The 15,456-nt window shown below is 72.2% G+C and carries 15 protein-coding genes; 8 read left to right on the forward strand and 7 right to left on the reverse strand.

All coding sequences use genetic code 11. The features are described from left to right. Positions 1-561: 561 nt before the first annotated feature. The gene (locus ACZ470_RS06290; RefSeq protein WP_468424876.1) at positions 562-2,334 is read right to left on the reverse strand and encodes an acetyl/propionyl/methylcrotonyl-CoA carboxylase subunit alpha; all 1,773 of its coding nucleotides are present in this window, start codon (positions 2,332-2,334) and stop codon (positions 562-564) included. Between the two features lie 365 nt (positions 2,335-2,699). Between ACZ470_RS06290 and ACZ470_RS06295 the strand changes: the two genes are divergently transcribed. Then, entirely contained in the window at positions 2,700-3,191 is a 492-nt protein-coding gene (locus ACZ470_RS06295) for a hypothetical protein (protein WP_468424878.1), read from the forward strand. Here the strand turns inward: ACZ470_RS06295 and ACZ470_RS06300 are convergent. From ACZ470_RS06300 to ACZ470_RS06315, 4 genes are all read right to left on the reverse strand, one after another. Beyond that, complete coding sequence (locus ACZ470_RS06300; protein ID WP_468424880.1) at positions 3,160-3,780, reverse strand: Maf family protein; 621 nt, start codon at positions 3,778-3,780, stop codon at positions 3,160-3,162. The two genes, ACZ470_RS06295 and ACZ470_RS06300, sit on opposite strands and share 32 nt — an antisense overlap. 31 nt (positions 3,781-3,811) lie before the next feature. After that, the gene (gene mmpB / locus ACZ470_RS06305) at positions 3,812-3,940 is read right to left on the reverse strand and encodes a morphogenic membrane protein MmpB (RefSeq protein ID WP_468424881.1); all 129 of its coding nucleotides are present in this window, start codon (positions 3,938-3,940) and stop codon (positions 3,812-3,814) included. Between the two features lie 122 nt (positions 3,941-4,062). Then, entirely contained in the window at positions 4,063-4,269 is a 207-nt protein-coding gene (locus ACZ470_RS06310; RefSeq protein ID WP_468424883.1) for an acyl-CoA carboxylase epsilon subunit, read from the reverse strand. Positions 4,270-4,292: 23 nt separating this feature from the next. Next, positions 4,293-5,882 (reverse strand): acyl-CoA carboxylase subunit beta, encoded by a 1,590-nt coding sequence (locus ACZ470_RS06315; protein ID WP_468424885.1) that lies wholly within the window; start codon positions 5,880-5,882, stop codon positions 4,293-4,295. 110 nt (positions 5,883-5,992) lie between these two features. On the opposite strand from ACZ470_RS06315, the gene ACZ470_RS06320 reads away from it, so the two are divergent. Together ACZ470_RS06320 and ACZ470_RS06325 are read left to right on the forward strand one after the other, a co-directional pair. Beyond that, positions 5,993-6,859 (forward strand): biotin--[acetyl-CoA-carboxylase] ligase, encoded by an 867-nt coding sequence (locus tag ACZ470_RS06320; RefSeq protein WP_468424887.1) that lies wholly within the window; start codon positions 5,993-5,995, stop codon positions 6,857-6,859. A 588-nt stretch (positions 6,860-7,447) separates the two neighbouring features. Next, on the forward strand, positions 7,448-8,560 hold the full coding sequence (locus ACZ470_RS06325; RefSeq protein WP_468424888.1) for an adenylate/guanylate cyclase domain-containing protein: 1,113 nt from the start codon (positions 7,448-7,450) through the stop codon (positions 8,558-8,560). Here ACZ470_RS06325 and ACZ470_RS06330 read toward each other — a convergent pair. Beyond that, a complete protein-coding gene (locus tag ACZ470_RS06330; RefSeq protein ID WP_468424890.1) occupies positions 8,557-9,153 on the reverse strand; it encodes a hypothetical protein in 597 nt (198 codons plus the stop codon). The genes ACZ470_RS06325 and ACZ470_RS06330 overlap by 4 nt on opposite strands. Positions 9,154-9,368: 215 nt before the next feature. Here ACZ470_RS06330 and ACZ470_RS06335 point away from each other — a divergent pair, with 215 nt between their 5' ends. The 3 genes from ACZ470_RS06335 to hutH all read left to right on the forward strand — a co-directional run bounded on the left by ACZ470_RS06335 (position 9,369) and on the right by hutH (position 12,987). Continuing rightward, positions 9,369-10,169 (forward strand): enoyl-CoA hydratase/isomerase family protein, encoded by an 801-nt coding sequence (locus ACZ470_RS06335; protein ID WP_468424891.1) that lies wholly within the window; start codon positions 9,369-9,371, stop codon positions 10,167-10,169. Between the two features lie 56 nt (positions 10,170-10,225). Then, a complete protein-coding gene (locus tag ACZ470_RS06340) occupies positions 10,226-11,374 on the forward strand; it encodes a GGDEF domain-containing protein (protein ID WP_468424893.1) in 1,149 nt (382 codons plus the stop codon). 74 nt (positions 11,375-11,448) lie between these two features. Continuing rightward, positions 11,449-12,987 (forward strand): histidine ammonia-lyase, encoded by a 1,539-nt coding sequence (hutH, locus tag ACZ470_RS06345; protein WP_468425204.1) that lies wholly within the window; start codon positions 11,449-11,451, stop codon positions 12,985-12,987. 69 nt (positions 12,988-13,056) lie between these two features. Here hutH and ACZ470_RS06350 read toward each other — a convergent pair whose 3' ends face one another. Then, positions 13,057-13,371 (reverse strand): hypothetical protein, encoded by a 315-nt coding sequence (locus ACZ470_RS06350; RefSeq protein ID WP_468424895.1) that lies wholly within the window; start codon positions 13,369-13,371, stop codon positions 13,057-13,059. Positions 13,372-13,480: 109 nt separating this feature from the next. Between ACZ470_RS06350 and ACZ470_RS06355 the strand changes: the two genes are divergently transcribed. Beyond that, the gene (locus ACZ470_RS06355) at positions 13,481-13,837 is read left to right on the forward strand and encodes a hypothetical protein (RefSeq protein WP_468424896.1); all 357 of its coding nucleotides are present in this window, start codon (positions 13,481-13,483) and stop codon (positions 13,835-13,837) included. A gap of 236 nt (positions 13,838-14,073) precedes the next feature. After that, on the forward strand, positions 14,074-15,327 hold the full coding sequence (locus tag ACZ470_RS06360; RefSeq protein ID WP_468424898.1) for a L,D-transpeptidase: 1,254 nt from the start codon (positions 14,074-14,076) through the stop codon (positions 15,325-15,327). Positions 15,328-15,456: the final 129 nt, after the last annotated feature.

Consider the following 15,456-nt stretch of genomic DNA (forward strand, 5'->3'; position numbering starts at 1 on the left):
GGCCGTGGGCCGGGGTGGGCTCGCGCCCGGGGCGCCTCCGGCGTTCGCGGGGCCCGGCGCTGTGCGAGTGCCCCGGCGTTGGTGTGGGGCGGGGGGTGTTCGCGTGGCCCGGCGCCGTGCGGGATGCTTGCTCCGCGTGGGTGCGGGCCGGGGGTGGGTCGCGCGGCCCGGCGCTTGCGGGGTGCCGTCGCGCCCACCCGTGCCGCCCCAGCGGCACGACTGCCCGCGGAGAGCGGCGGGCGGACGCGGGGGCCGCACCCCAGGCGGCGGATTGCCGCCGACGGCGGGGAGGGGACGGGGCGGGGGTGGCCGCCCGCAGTGGCTGGCGCGTCCGCGCCCTCAGCCCCTCCAAGGAACGTGATGCGCGCCAGTCCGAGGACGGACACCCCCGACCCGGCCCCGTCCCACCCACCAACCGTGGGCGCTACACCAGCCCCCACCGAACCGAAAGTGGCGCCGCAGGCATAAAACCCAAGCCCCACCGAACCGAAAGCGGCGCCGCAGGCACAAGACCCGCACCCCCATCGGGGGCGATCAGCGGCGCCGCAGGCGTCAGACGTGTCAGTCCTTGATTTCGCAGATCGCCGCGCCGGACGTGACCGAGGCGCCGACCTCCGCGCTCAGGCCCTTGACCGTGCCCGACCGGTGCGCGTTGATGGGCTGTTCCATCTTCATGGCCTCCAGGACGACGACCAGGTCGCCCTCCTTGACCTCCTGCCCCTCCTCCACGGCGATCTTCACGATCGTGCCCTGCATCGGAGAGGCGAGCGTGTCACCCGAGGCCACCGGCCCGGACTTCTTCGCCGCCCGCCGCTTCGGCTTGGCGCCCGCCGCCAGACCCGTACGGGCCAGCGACATGCCAAGCGACGCAGGCAGGGAAACCTCCAGCCGCTTGCCGCCGACCTCGACGACGACCGTCTCGCGGTCGGCCTCCTCCTCCGCCCCCGCGTCCACAGCCGCGGCGAACGGCTTGATCTCGTTGACGAACTCCGTCTCGATCCACCGGGTGTGGACCGTGAACGGATCGGCCGAACCGGTGAGTTCGGGAGCGAACGCCGGATCCCGCACCACCGCGCGGTGGAACGGGATCGCGGTGGCCATGCCCTCCACCTGGAACTCCTCCAGGGCGCGCGCGGCGCGCTGGAGGGCCTCGGCGCGGGTGCGCCCGGTGACGATCAGCTTGGCCAGCAGGGAGTCCCAGGCCGGGCCGATCACGCTGCCGGACTCCACGCCCGCGTCCAGCCGCACGCCCGGCCCCGACGGCGCGTCGAAGCGGGTGACGGTACCGGGAGCCGGCAGGAAGTTCCGCCCCGGGTCCTCACCGTTGATACGGAACTCGAACGAGTGACCCCGCAGCACCGGGTCGTCGTACCCCAGCTCCTCACCGTCCGCGATGCGGAACATCTCCCGCACCAGGTCGATACCGGCGACCTCCTCGGTCACCGGGTGCTCCACCTGGAGACGCGTGTTGACCTCGAGGAAGGAGATCGTCCCGTCGAGCCCGACGAGGAACTCCACGGTGCCCGCACCGACGTACCCGGCCTCCTTCAGGATCGCCTTCGACGCCGAGTACAGCTCGGCGACCTGCTCCTCGGACAGGAACGGCGCCGGAGCCTCCTCCACCAGCTTCTGGTGCCGCCGCTGGAGCGAGCAGTCACGGGTGGACACCACGACCACGTTGCCGTACTTGTCGGCCAGGCACTGCGTCTCCACGTGCCGCGGCTTGTCCAGGTAACGCTCGACGAAGCACTCACCCCGGCCGAACGCGGCAACGGCCTCACGCACGGCCGAGTCGTACAGCTCGGGAACCTCTTCCAGCGTCCGCGCGACCTTCAGACCACGCCCGCCACCACCGAACGCGGCCTTGATCGCGATCGGCAGCCCGTGTTCCTCCGCGAAGGCGACGACCTCCTCGGCACCGCTCACCGGATCGGGCGTACCCGCCACCAGCGGAGCGCCCGCGCGCTGGGCGATGTGACGGGCGGCGACCTTGTCGCCGAGGTCGCGGATGGCCTGCGGCGGCGGGCCGATCCAGATCAGGTCCGCGTCCAGCACAGCCTGGGCGAAGTCGGCGTTCTCGGAGAGGAAGCCGTAGCCGGGGTGGATGGCGTCGGCGCCCGACTCCCGCGCGGCCTTCAGCACCTTGTCGATGTCGAGGTAACTGGTGGCCGGAGTGTCACCGCCCAGGGCGAACGCCTCATCCGCGGCGCGGACATGCAGAGCGTCCCGGTCCGGGTCGGCATAGACGGCAACGCTCGCGATTCCGGCATCCCGGCAGGCCCGGGCCACGCGGACAGCGATTTCGCCACGGTTGGCGATGAGCACCTTGCGCACGATTGAGGCTCCCTCCTTGAAACAAGCCGAGTTTAGGGACAGCCGACACGGCGCATCGACCCGTCCCCAGTGGTGAGCTTGCCCACACGGAGCGTGATACGAGGCTCGCTCGACCCGCGAAATCCCTTGTCGCACCTCGCCTACGCAGGACTCCTCCCCGAAACCCTAGCCGTCCTGTGTGGTCAAGGTCTCTGTGAGAGCGTGCTGCGGCCCACTGGGTTTCTTTGTGGAGTCCCTACGAATGGCCCAATGATTCTTTGCCATCCGCAGAACCCTTGTACCGAGGTTTACCCGTTAGTAGCCTTCGCGTCGGCCCGAACATACTCGGGGTAACCACAGTCGTGCTCGAAAGTGGGTGGGGGCCGGTGGTGCGCAGACCGGTGGCGTGGGTCGTGGCGCTCGTACTGTTCGCGGAGGCGTTCGGCATCGCGGCGCTGAACTGGTTCCTCGGCGTCGTCGTCGACCGGCAGGACATGTCCCTGGCCGGTCTCGACCCGCACATGATGTCCACGTCGGCGAAGGCCGGCGGCGTCGTCTTCGGTCTCTACTTCGCGCTGTGCGGCCTGGTGGCCCTGCTGGTGGCGCTGCGCGACCGGGCGCCCGCCGGGCTCGGCCGGGTGGTGCTGATCAGCGCCGCGGTCGTGCACGCGCTGCTGGGCGCGTTCACTTGGGGGCTGGTCGGCTGGGCCGCGTTCCTCTACATGGTGGGCGTGTTCGGGCTCGTCGTACTGCTGCTGATGACGTACGACGGCCGTCCGGAGCAGCCGGCCGATGCCGCGTCCGGCGCCGCTCCCGAGGGCGGCGCCGGTGGTGACGGCTCCCCGGTCACGCCTCCGGCGGCGCCCACAGCTCCGTGATGCCGACGCCGAGGTCGGCGAGGAGACGCCGCACCAGGGGCAGGCTGATGCCGATCACATTGCCGTGGTCGCCGTCGATGCCGTCGATGAACGGGGCCGAGAGGCCGTCCAGGGTGAACGCCCCGGCGACGTGGAGCGGTTCGCCGGAGGCGACGTAGGCGGCGACCTCCTCGTCGGTGGGTTCGCCGAAGCGGACGACGGTGGAGGCGGTGGCGGAGGCGTAACGGCCGCTGATGGTGTCGTAGACGCAGTGGCCCGTCTGGAGCGTGCCCGCGCGGCCCCGCATGGTCTTCCAGCGCGCCGTGGCCTCCTCGGCGTCCGCGGGCTTGCCGAGGGCCTGGCCGTCCAGTTCCAGGACCGAGTCGCAGCCGATCACCAGCGCGCCCTTGACCTCGGGTTTCGCGGCGACGACGGACGCCTTGGCCTCGGCCAGGGCGAGCGCCAGATCGGCGGGGGTGGGGGCGTGGACGGCGTCCTCGTCGACCCCGCTGACGATCACCTCGGGGTCCAGCCCGGCCTGCCGGAGCAGTCCGAGCCGGGCGGGGGACTGGGAGGCGAGTACGAGTCGGCGGCGCGGCTGATCTGTCATGCGGTCAGCGTATCCACGCCGCCCGGATGCCTCACCTCACGCCGATCACGAGCATGGCGAGCACCATGGCCAGCGCCATGAGAACGCTCAGCCGCCGCAGCATGTTCTGCGTGTCCCGCAGTTCCTTGGGCGGCTCGTTCTCGGGGTCGGACCACAGCATGCCACTAGCGTGCGGCTGAGCCGGGAGGGGGCGCCTGAGTACGGGTACTCAAGTTGGGGCGCGGGGTGCGGGCCGCAGGTGTCGTGCGCGGTTCCCCGCGCCCCCTGGGCGGGTCGTCGCCGTCAGCTCGGCCAGTAGGTGCGTGTCCAGGACGCCGGGCCCGGGTGGGGCAGGTGGTGGGCGGCGATGCGGGACGGGTCGGACCACGAGTCGCGGGGAGTGGGCGCGCCGGGCGGCACGGCGGACGCCGCCGCGGCGCGCGCCCGGACCACCGCCAGTGCGGCGGCCAGCTCCTCGGGGGTGGGGTTGCCCCGTACGACCTTGATCACGTCGGCTCCTTACAGGACAGGGCTCAGAGGGGGATGTTGCCGTGCTTCTTCGGGGGCAGGGATTCCCGCTTCGTACGCAGTTGACGCAGGCCCCGGACGATGTGCCGGCGGGTCTCGGAGGGCATGATCACCGCGTCGACGTAGCCGCGCTCGGCCGCGACGTAGGGGTTGAGGAGGGCGTCCTCGTACTCCTGCATCAGGCGGGCGCGGGTCGCCTCGGCGTCGTCCGCGTCGGCGATGGTGCGGCGGTGCAGGATGTTGACGGCGCCCTGCGCGCCCATGACGGCGATCTGGGCGGTGGGCCAGGCCAGGTTGAGGTCGGCGCCCAGGTGCTTGGAGCCCATGACGTCGTACGCGCCGCCGAACGCCTTGCGGGTGATCACGGTGATCAGCGGGACCGTGGCCTCGGCGTAGGCGAAGATCAGCTTGGCGCCGCGGCGGATGATGCCGTCGTGCTCCTGGTCGACGCCGGGCAGGAAGCCGGGGACGTCGACGAAGGTGATCACCGGGATGTTGAAGGCGTCGCAGGTCCGCACGAAGCGGGCGGCCTTCTCGGAGGCGGTGATGTCCAGGCAGCCGGCGAACTGCATCGGCTGGTTGGCGACGATGCCCACGGGACGGCCCTCGACGCGGCCGTAGCCGGTGAGGATGTTCGGCGCGAACAGCGGCTGCGTCTCGAAGAACTCGGCGTCGTCGAGGACGTGCTCGATGACGGTGTGCATGTCGTACGGCTGGTTCGCCGAGTCCGGGACGATCGTGTCGAGCTCCAGGTCCTCGTCGGTGACCGTCAGGTCCGCCTCCTCGGGGAAGGACGGGGGCTCGGAGAGGTTGTTGGAGGGGAGGTAGGACAGCAGCTGCTTGACGTACTCGATCGCGTCCTTCTCGTCGCCGGCCATGTGGTGGGCCACGCCGGAGGTCGCGTTGTGGGTGCGGGCGCCGCCGAGCTCCTCGAAGCCGACGTCCTCGCCGGTGACGGTCTTGATGACGTCCGGACCGGTGATGAACATGTGGGACGTCTGGTCGACCATGATCGTGAAGTCGGTGATCGCGGGGGAGTAGACCGCGCCGCCCGCGCAGGGGCCGACGACCAGGCTGATCTGGGGGATCACGCCGGAGGCGTGGGTGTTGCGGCGGAAGATCTCGCCGTACGCGCCGAGGGAGGCCACGCCCTCCTGGATGCGGGCGCCGCCGGAGTCGTTGATGCCGATGACGGGGCAGCCGGTCTTGAGCGCGAAGTCCATGACCTTGACGATCTTCTGGCCGTAGACCTCGCCGAGGGCGCCGCCGAAGACGGTGAAGTCCTGGGAGAAGACGGCGACCGGGCGGCCGTCGACGGTGCCGTAGCCCGTGACGACGCCGTCGCCGTAGGGGCGGTTGGCGTCGAGGCCGAAGTTGGTGGAGCGGTGCCGGGCGAACTCGTCCAGTTCGACGAAGGAGCCCTCGTCGAGCAGGAGACCGATCCGTTCACGGGCCGTCAGCTTGCCCTTGGCGTGCTGCTTTTCGACGGCGCGTGCGGAGCCGGCGTGCGTCGCCTCTTCGATACGACGCTGGAGATCCGCGAGCTTGCCCGCGGTCGTGTGAATGTCAGGCTGCTGGTCTTCCGGCTCGGACATCGGGATGCGGCTCCCTGCCTGCTCAAAAGGGGGGACGGTTACTCATCCGTAGCGTAGTGGGGGGCCTCCGTATCGGCAGTGCGGTGTTTCCCACACCTAGTGTGGGTTGCATGACGCCCCGAGATGCCTCTGAATTCCCCGACAACCGGTGGTCCGACCTGGACCGTCCGCCGCTGAACGCCACCGCCCTGCGGCGGGGGCTGGTGCGGTCGGGCGGGCTGTGGCGGCAGATCGACGTGGTGCAGCGCACCGGGTCCACCAACTCCGACCTTGTCGCTCGCGCCGGTGAGGGGAGGCTGGAGGAGGGGGCCGTGCTCGTCGCGGAGGAGCAGACCGCCGCCCGGGGGCGGCTCGACCGGCGGTGGACGGCGCCGGCCCGGTCGGGGCTGTTCTTCTCCGTACTGCTGCGGCCCGCCGAGGTGCCGGTGGCGCGGTGGGGGTGGCTGCCGCTGCTCACGGGGGTCGCGGTGGCGACCGGGTTGTCCCGGGCCGCCGGGGTCGATACGGCGCTGAAGTGGCCGAACGACCTGCTGGTCACCGTCGGGGGCGAGGAGCGCAAGGCGGGCGGGATCCTGGCGGAGCGGGCCGGTGAGGACGGGGTGGTGATCGGTGTGGGCATCAACGTCACCCTGCGGGCGGACGAGCTGCCGGTACCGACTGCGGGGTCGCTGGCGCTGGCCGGGGCGGTGAGCACGGATCGGGATCCGTTGTTGCGGGGGGTGCTGCGGGCGCTGGAGGAGTGGTACGGGCGGTGGCGTGCGGCGGGAGGTGACGCCGGGGCGTGCGGTCTCCAGGAGACCTATGCGGCGGGGTGCGCGACGCTCGGGCGGGTGGTGCGGGCGGAGTTGCCGGGGGATCGGGCGCTGGTGGGCGAGGCGGTCGCGGTGGACGGGGACGGGCGGCTGGTGCTGGCCACGGGGGAGGGCGTGCAGGAGCCGGTGGGCGCGGGGGACATCGTTCACTTGCGCGCGGGGTGATGCGCGTTGCGCTCCGGTGGGTGGGTCGGGGCCGGGCCGGGGGTGTCCGTCCTCGGACTGGCGCGAGGGGGTGCGCGTCTGAACGCCGCCGGCCCCGGTGGGTGGGTCGGGGCCGCGCCGGGGGTGTCCGTCCTCGGACTGGCGCGAATCACGTTTCTTGGAAGGCGCGCGGCGCGGACGCGCCAGCCACTGCGGGCGGCCACCCCCGCCCCGTCCCCTCCGCGCCGTACGCGGCTACCCGTCTCCGCCGGTTGCGGACAGCCGCCTGACCGCCATCCGCGGGCACTCGTGCCGCTGGGGCGGCACGGGTGGGCGCGACGGCACCCCGCAAGCGCCGGGCCGCGCGAACACCTCCCGGCCCACACCAGTGCAGGGCACCCGTACGGCGCCGGGCCGCGTGGCCAACCCGGCCCACACCAACGCCGGGGCACCCGCACCGCGCCGGACAGCGCGACCAACCCCCGGCCCACACAAGGGCAACCCAGATCACCGCACCCCCCGGCCCAACCTAACGGAGTGAGCTGGCGCACACCTGCCGTAGAGTTGAGCCCGGTCGATACCTGGCCATGGCAGATCGGAAGGGCACGCGTGACCGTCGACGACTCGGGCTCCACGGACGCGCAGGGCGCCGGCGAGGATCCGCTTGCTCTGCGCCTCGAACAGCTCATCCTGGGCGCCGAACGCCGTTACACACCGTTCCAGGCGGCCCGCAGCGCCGGCGTCACCATGGAACTGGCCACCCGCTTCTGGCGGGCGATGGGTTTCGCCGACGTCGGCCAGGCCAAGGCCCTCACCGAGGCGGACGTACTCGCACTGCGCCGCCTCGCCGGTCTCGTGGAGGCGGGCCTGCTCAGCGAGGCCATGGCGGTCCAGGTCGCCCGGTCCACCGGACAGACCACCGCACGGCTGGCCGAGTGGCAGATCGACTCGTTCCTGGAGGGGCTGACCGAGCCGCCCGAGCCGGGCATGACCCGTACCGAGGTCACGTATCCGATCGTCGAGCTGCTCCTGCCCGAGCTGGAGGAGTTCCTCGTGTACGTCTGGCGGCGGCAGCTCGCCGCCTCCGCCGGTCGGGTCGTACAGGGCGCCGACGACGAGGAGATGGTCGACCGGCGGCTGGCCGTCGCCTTCGCGGACCTCGTGGGGTTCACCCGGCTGACCCGGCGGATGGAGGAGGAGGAGCTCGGCGAGCTCGTCGAGGCCTTCGAGACCACCGCCGCCGATCTGGTCGCCGCGCGCGGCGGGCGGCTCATCAAGACGCTGGGCGACGAGGTGCTCTACGCCGCCGACGACGCCGGCGTCGCCGCCGAGATCGCGATGCGGCTGATCGAGACCATGGCGAACGACGAGACCATGCCGGAGCTGCGGGTCGGCATGGCGTTCGGCACGGTGACCACCCGGATGGGTGATGTCTTCGGTACGACCGTGAATCTCGCCTCCCGGCTCACCTCCATAGCCCCCCGCGACGCCGTGCTCGTCGACAGCGCGTTCGCCGAGGAGCTGATCCGCACCGGTGACGCACCCGCCTCCGAGGCGGCGGCGGCCGAGGCGGTGGCCGCCGCGGAGAAGGAGGGCGAGGAGCCGCCGAGCTATCGGTTCGCGCTCCAGCCGATGTGGCAGCGGCCCGTCCGTGGTCTCGGTGTGGTGGAGCCCTGGCTGCTCACGCGCCGGAACGGGGTTTCTGCTTCCTCTTCCTCCTAGTCCCGGTCGCCGCCCACACAGAGGCCGATGATCGGTATGCACAGGCCCGGGTTCGGGGCGGGGTCGTCCGGCTGGGGTGGTGGTGCCGGGGCGCGGGTGGTCGGTGGTGGGTTCCTAGGGGCGCTTGGTGAGGTGTCCGGGGGTGGTGGGTCGGGGGTTCGGGTCGGTGGGTTCCCGGAGGGTGCCTTCGAGGGGTCTGGCGTGTCCGGGGGTGTGATGGAGGGCTGCCGTGGAGTGGTCGGGGACGACGGCTCCGGGGTGGGGAGTGGTGTCGGGTTCTTGGCGCCCAGGGCCGTGGGGGAGGACGGGCTCGCCTCGGGGGTGGGGCCGGGGGGCCTGCTCGTCGTGGGGGAGCCGGAGGGCGTGCCGGTGTCGGTGTGCGGGACGGGGCGGGGGCCGGTCTCCGCGCCGATGTCCGTGCCGCCGCCCTGGGTGGCCGCCAGACGGACCAGGGTCGCGGCGCCCGCGGCGAGCGCCAGGCTGCCGGCCGCCAGCAGGATCCTGCGGGGGCGGGGCTTGCGGTGGCGGCCCCGGAGGTGGAGTGCGCGGCCGGGCCGTGTCGGTGGCTCGTCGGTCGGTCTGCTCGGTGTCATCGCGAATCCCTCCCCTGCGTGCGCGCCCCCAACGCGCCGCGGTGTGCGCACGCTATGCGCTGCCGTGGGCGGTGGGGCCCGAGTCCGGGGGGTTGTCACTCGAACGGGTGGACGGGGGGTGACGAGGGAACCGGGCGTACGCCCTTTTCGCCGGTGGGCGTCGGCTGCCATGATCGGGGCGAGGGAAGTTAACCCGCGTTAACCGGAGGGTGTCGATGAGTGAGGAACGGTTCGGGGAGTTCGTGCTGGTGCGCCGGCATGAGCGGGGGCATGTCGCGGAGCTCGTCCTCGACCGGCCCAAGGCCATGAACGCCGTGTCGACCGAGATGGCCCGCTCCGTCGCCGGCGCCTGCGCGGCGCTGGGGGAGGACCGGGACGTGCGGGTGGTGGTGCTGAGCTCCTCGCACGAGCGGGCGTTCTGTGTGGGGGCCGATCTGAAGGAGCGGAATTCCTTCAGCGACGCCGATCTGGTGCGTCAGCGGCCGGTGGCCCGCGGGGCCTACACGGGGGTGCTCCAGCTGCCGGTGCCCACGGTGGCGGCGGTGCACGGGTTCGCGCTGGGTGGCGGGTTCGAGCTGGCGCTGTCGTGCGACGTGATCGTGGCGGACCGTACGGCGGTCATGGGGCTGCCGGAGGTGTCCGTCGGGGTGATCCCGGGCGGGGGCGGTACGCAGTTGCTGCCCCGGCGGGTGGGGGCGGCGCGGGCAGCCGAGCTGATCTTCACGGCGCGGCGGGTCGAGGCCGCCGAGGCCCGGGAGCTGGGGCTGGTCGACGAGCTGGTGGAGGAGGGGCGGGACCGGGAGGAGGCGCTGGCCATGGCGTCCCGGATCGCAGCGAACTCGCCGGTGGGGCTGCGGGCCGCCAAGCGGGCCCTGCGGTTGGGGCACGGGCTGGATCTGGCCGCCGGGCTGGAGGTCGAGGACGCCGCCTGGCGGTCGGTGGCGTTCTCGGGGGACAGGGCGGAAGGGGTGGCCGCGTTCAACGAGAAGCGCAGGCCGGAGTGGCCCGGAGAGTAGGCCCCGTTCGCTCCGTTAATGTCCCGATCGGTCCTGAATCTTCCTAACCTGGAGAGATGGGTGAGGAGAGCCGGCTGGCGGCCGTGGTGGCGCTGGCTCAGGGCATGGCCGCCGCGCACAGTTCACGGGACGCCTGGCGGGCCGCGGCCGGTGGGGCCCGCCGGGCGCTGGGCGGGAGCTTCGCGGCGCTGTCCGTGTGGGAGCGGGAGCTCGGACGGCTGCGGGTGCTGGTGAACGTCGGAGAGCTGGCCGAGGGGGAGGAGGAGTTCCCCGAGGACGAGTCCTATCCGGTGTACCAGTTCGCCGAGATCACCGAGTTCCTGCACGAGCGGTGGGCGGGGGGTGGTGAGCCCGACGCCTGGGTGGAGACGGCCCAGGGGCCGGCGGAGGGCGGCGCCGGGTACTGCCATCAGCGGGTCGCGGCGCTCCGCAGGCGTGGGCGCGGGTGCTGTGTGGTCGCCCCGATCGTGCTGCACGGGCGGGCGTGGGGCGAGCTGTATGTCGCCCGGCCGGCCGGGGTGGCGGTCTTCGGGCGCGCGGACGCCGACTTCGCCACGGTCCTGGCCGCCGTCGTGGCCGCGGGGATCGCGCAGACCGAGCGGCTGGAGGAGGCCCGGCGGCTGGCGTTCACGGACTCGCTGACCGGGCTGGCCAACCGGCGGGCGGTGGACGCCCGGCTCGACGAGGCGGTGGAGCGTCATCGGCGGGACGGGGCCGTCGTCAGCCTGGTGGTGTGCGATCTGAACGGGCTGAAGCGGGTCAACGACACACAGGGCCATGCCGTGGGGGACCGGCTCCTTGAGCGGTTCGGGAGCGTGCTGTCGCTGTGCGGGGCCATGCTGCCGGGCGCCCTGGCGGCGCGGCTCGGCGGGGACGAGTTCTGTCTGCTGGTGGTGGGCCCGCCGGCCGACGAGGTCGTCAAGGCGGCCGACGAGGTGTGCCGCCGGGCCGTGGAACTGGGGCTCGGGGACGGCGTCGCGTGCGGGGTGGCGTCCACCGAGGACCCCATCGGGCCGGTGCGCTCCGCCCGCCGGCTGTTCCGGCTGGCCGACGCCGCCCAGTACCGGGCCAAGGCGGAGCGCGCCGCCCACCCCGTCGTGGCCGGGCGGGAGGGGCCGGACGACCCCGTCGTACGGCTCGCGGACGAGCCCTCGCGGGAGCCGGACGGGGAGCGCCGCCGGTTCCGGGGGCGACACGCGCCGTAGAGAGAGGTAAGGGGTGAGGCGGGAGTCCGGTGGTGACATCTTCGAATTCACTGCGTACGCTCCTGAATATGGATATGCACACTGTGGTGGTGGGGACGTCCGGCGTGACCGGGGCCGACGTGCTCGCCGTGGCGCGCGGCGGCGCCCGCGTCGAACTGTCCGCCGAGGCGGTGGCCGCCCTCGCCGCGTCCCGCGGGATCGTGGACGCCCTGGCCGCCAAGCCCGACCCCGTGTACGGGGTGAGCACCGGCTTCGGGGCCCTGGCGACCCGGCACATCAGCCCGGAGCTGCGGGCCCAGTTGCAGCGCAACATCGTCCGCTCGCACGCCGCCGGGATGGGGCCGCGCGTGGAGCGGGAGGTCGTACGGGCGCTGATGTTCCTGCGGCTGAAGACCGTCTGCTCCGGACGCACCGGCGTCCGGCCCGAGGTGGCGCAGGCCATGGCCGACGTGCTGAACGCCGGGATCACCCCGGTCGTGCACGAGTACGGCTCCCTGGGCTGCTCCGGTGATCTGGCCCCGCTGTCCCACTGCGCCCTCACGCTGATGGGCGAGGGGGACGCGGAGGGACCCGACGGCGGCGTGCGGCCGGCCGGTGAACTGCTCGCCGAGCACGGCATCCGGCCCGTCGTCCTGCGCGAGAAGGAAGGGCTCGCCCTCCTCAACGGCACCGACGGCATGCTCGGCATGCTGATCATGGCCCTCGCCGACCTGGACACCCTCTACAAGTCCGCCGACGTCACGGCCGCCCTGAGTCTCGAGGCGCTGCTCGGCACCGACAAGGTGCTCGCGCCCGAGCTGCACGCCATCCGCCCGCACCCCGGACAGGCCGCCAGCGCCGCCAACATGCTGGCCGTGCTGAAGGGTTCGGGGCTGACGGGGCATCACCAGGACGACGCCCCCCGCGTCCAGGACGCCTACTCGGTGCGCTGCGCCCCGCAGGTCGCCGGCGCCGGACGGGACACCCTGGCCCACGCCCGGCTGGTCGCCGAGCGCGAACTCGCCGCGGCCGTCGACAATCCGGTGGTCCTGCCGGACGGGCGGGTGGAGTCCAACGGCAACTTCCACGGGGCCCCGGTCGCGTATGTGCTGGACTTCCTCGCCATCGCGGTCGCCGACCTCGCCTCCATCGCCGAGCGCCGCACCGACCGGCTGCTGGACAAGAACCGCAGCCACGGGCTGCCGCCGTTCCTCGCCGACGACGCCGGTGTCGACTCCGGCCTGATGATCGCCCAGTACACGCAGGCCGCCCTGGTCAGCGAGTTGAAGCGGCTCGCCGTACCGGCGTCGGTTGACTCCATCCCGTCCTCCGCGATGCAGGAGGACCACGTCTCCATGGGCTGGTCGGCGGCGCGCAAGCTGCGTACGGCCGTCGACAACCTCACCCGGGTCGTGGCTGTGGAGCTGTACGCGGCGACCCGTGCCGTGGAACTGCGCGAGGGGCTGACCCCCGCGCCGGCCACGCGGGCGGTCATCGAGGCCGCCCGGGAGGCGGGTGTCGGAGGCCCCGGCCCGGACCGCCACCTCGCCCCCGACCTCGCGGCGGCGGACGCGTTCGTGCGGGACGGGAGGCTGGTCGCGGCCGTGGAGACGGTCACCGGCCCGCTGAACTGAACGCCCGGGGCCCGGCGGCCGGTCCGCCGGGCCCGGCGCGGAGTCCGGGGCGGCACTGAGGACGGGCCGTCAGGGACTCAGGTGTTCCCGCCGCACCGAGTAGACGACGAAACCGGCGCCGAGGGCGAGGCAGGTCGTGCCGCCCACGATGTACGGGGTGCTGTCGAAGCTGCCGGTGTCCGCCAGGCGGACGTCCCCGCTCGCGCCGTCGACCGAGGTCGACACGACTCTCGCCTGCTGCGTGACCTGCGGCGACGGACTCGCCGAGACCGCGTCCGCCACCGGTGTGTGAGAGGTCGCGTTCGCGGACGGGACGAACCACAGGGCGCACAGCAGGGTGCCCGCGGCGGTGGCGGTCAGCAACGGACGGAGCGCGGATGACACGGAATATCGATCCCCTTGTGGCGCTGGCGAATTGGCCGTGTGGGGCGATGTTAGTGAAAGGCGCGGGTCACAGGAAAGTCACGGGAGCTCGGCACCGTACGCTCCGGGCATGAGCACTCCAGAGACATCACGGTTTGTACGGCTTCGGGTGGAACTCCTGGTCGAAGTCGACGACGAGGACGCGGTGACCAAGGCCGCGCTGAGCAGGATCGCGGACGACGGGGAGATGCCGGACGCGGAGCGGGCACACGCCGAGAGCGCTGTGACGGAGGACACCGCGGAGGCCCTCGCCCATCTCGTGGACCCGTTCGCCCTGGTGGGCGAGGTTCCGGGCGTGGAGCTGCTCCAGGCCTCCTGGAGCAGTGAGGAGATCGAGTACGACCCGGACTCGCCGGAATGGGACCTCGACGAGGATGATGACGACGAGGCCTACGACGACGAGGGCGAGTCGGACAGGGCCGGCTGACACGGCTTGGGGAAATCGTGACCCCGGGCGGCAACCGCGGCCCGGGGTCACGGCGTCTCAAGCGGCGCACGGACCGAGACCCGTACCGTCCGCACCGGCGGACGTGGTGAGCCCCACATTCGCGGGCCATGGGGAACGGGGGCACCCGGTCGTAGCGTTGAACGTTGTGGACGAGCTGTCGGCTCCGGCCGGGGGCTCGTGGGGTTGGGAAATCGGCGACGATGGAGAAGCGTGTGATGACGGACGGTAAGCGGCGCAGGGGTCTGGCGGCCGCGTCCGCTCTGCTCGGCGGAGTGCTGGTGCTCTCGGCGTGTTCGGGGGGTGACGACGAGGCCTCGGCCGGTGACAACGGCAAGGACACGTCGCAGGCCCAGGTCGACGAGGCGGCGGCCAAGAAGTCCTCCGAGGCGCAGATCAAGATCACGCCGAAGGACGGCTCGACCAACGCCTCCATCAACAACTCCGCCGCCGTGACCGTGGCCAAGGGCACGCTCACCGAGGTGAAGATGACCACCGCCGACGGCACCGCCGTCGCCGGTGAGATATCCGCCGACAAGAAGACCTGGAAGCCCAGCGCCCAGCTGGAGCGGGCCACCACCTACAAGCTGTCGGCCACCGCCGAGGACTCCGAGGGCCTCGCCGCCCACGAGAACGCGTCGTTCACCACGGTCTCCCAGGCCAACAGCTTCATCGGCAACTTCACCCCGGACGACGGCACCACCGTCGGCGTCGGCATGCCGGTGTCGATCAACTTCGACAAGGCGATCACCAACAAGGCCGCGGTGCAGAAGGGCGTCACCGTCTCCTCCAGCAGCGGCCAGGAGGTGGCCTGCCACTGGTTCAACGCCAACCGCATGGACTGCCGGCCCGACGAGTACTGGCAGGAGGGCTCCACCGTCACCCTGAAGCTCGCGCTCGACGGCGTCGAGGGCGCCGAGGGTGTCTACGGTGTCCAGCAGAAGTCGGTCACCTTCAAGATCGGCCGCAACCAGGTCACGTACGTCGACGCCAAGACCAAGCAGATGAAGGTCACGCAGGACGGCAAGACCATCCGCACCATCCCGATCTCCGCCGGGGCGCCCGAGAACAAGACGTACGAGGGCCAGATGGTGATCTCCGAGAAGTTCAAGGAGACCCGGATGAACGGCGCGACGGTCGGCTTCACCGACGACGACGGCAAGGGCGAGTACGACATCAAGGACGTGCCGCACGCCATGCGTCTGAGCACCTCCGGCACCTTCATCCACGGCAACTACTGGGGCGCCAAGTCCATCTTCGGCAGCGTCAACACCAGCCACGGCTGTGTGGGCCTCCAGGACGCCAAGGGAGCCGACGACCCGAACATGCCGGGCGCCTGGTTCTACGACAACTCGATGATCGGTGACGTGGTCGTCGTCCAGAACACCGGCGACAAGACCATCGCCCCGGACAACGGCCTCAACGGCTGGAACATGAGCTGGGAGCAGTGGAAGGCGGGCTCGGCGGTCTGACGCCGGCCGCGCACGCGCGCCGCACCCCACCACACCCGACCGATGCCGCCGTCCGCCCCTTCGGGGAGCGGGCGGCGGCATCGGCGTTCCCGGCGGCGCGGGGTGCCCCGGGGTCTTCTCATGCGGCTC

Source organism: Streptomyces sp. NPDC031111 (assembly GCF_055570675.1).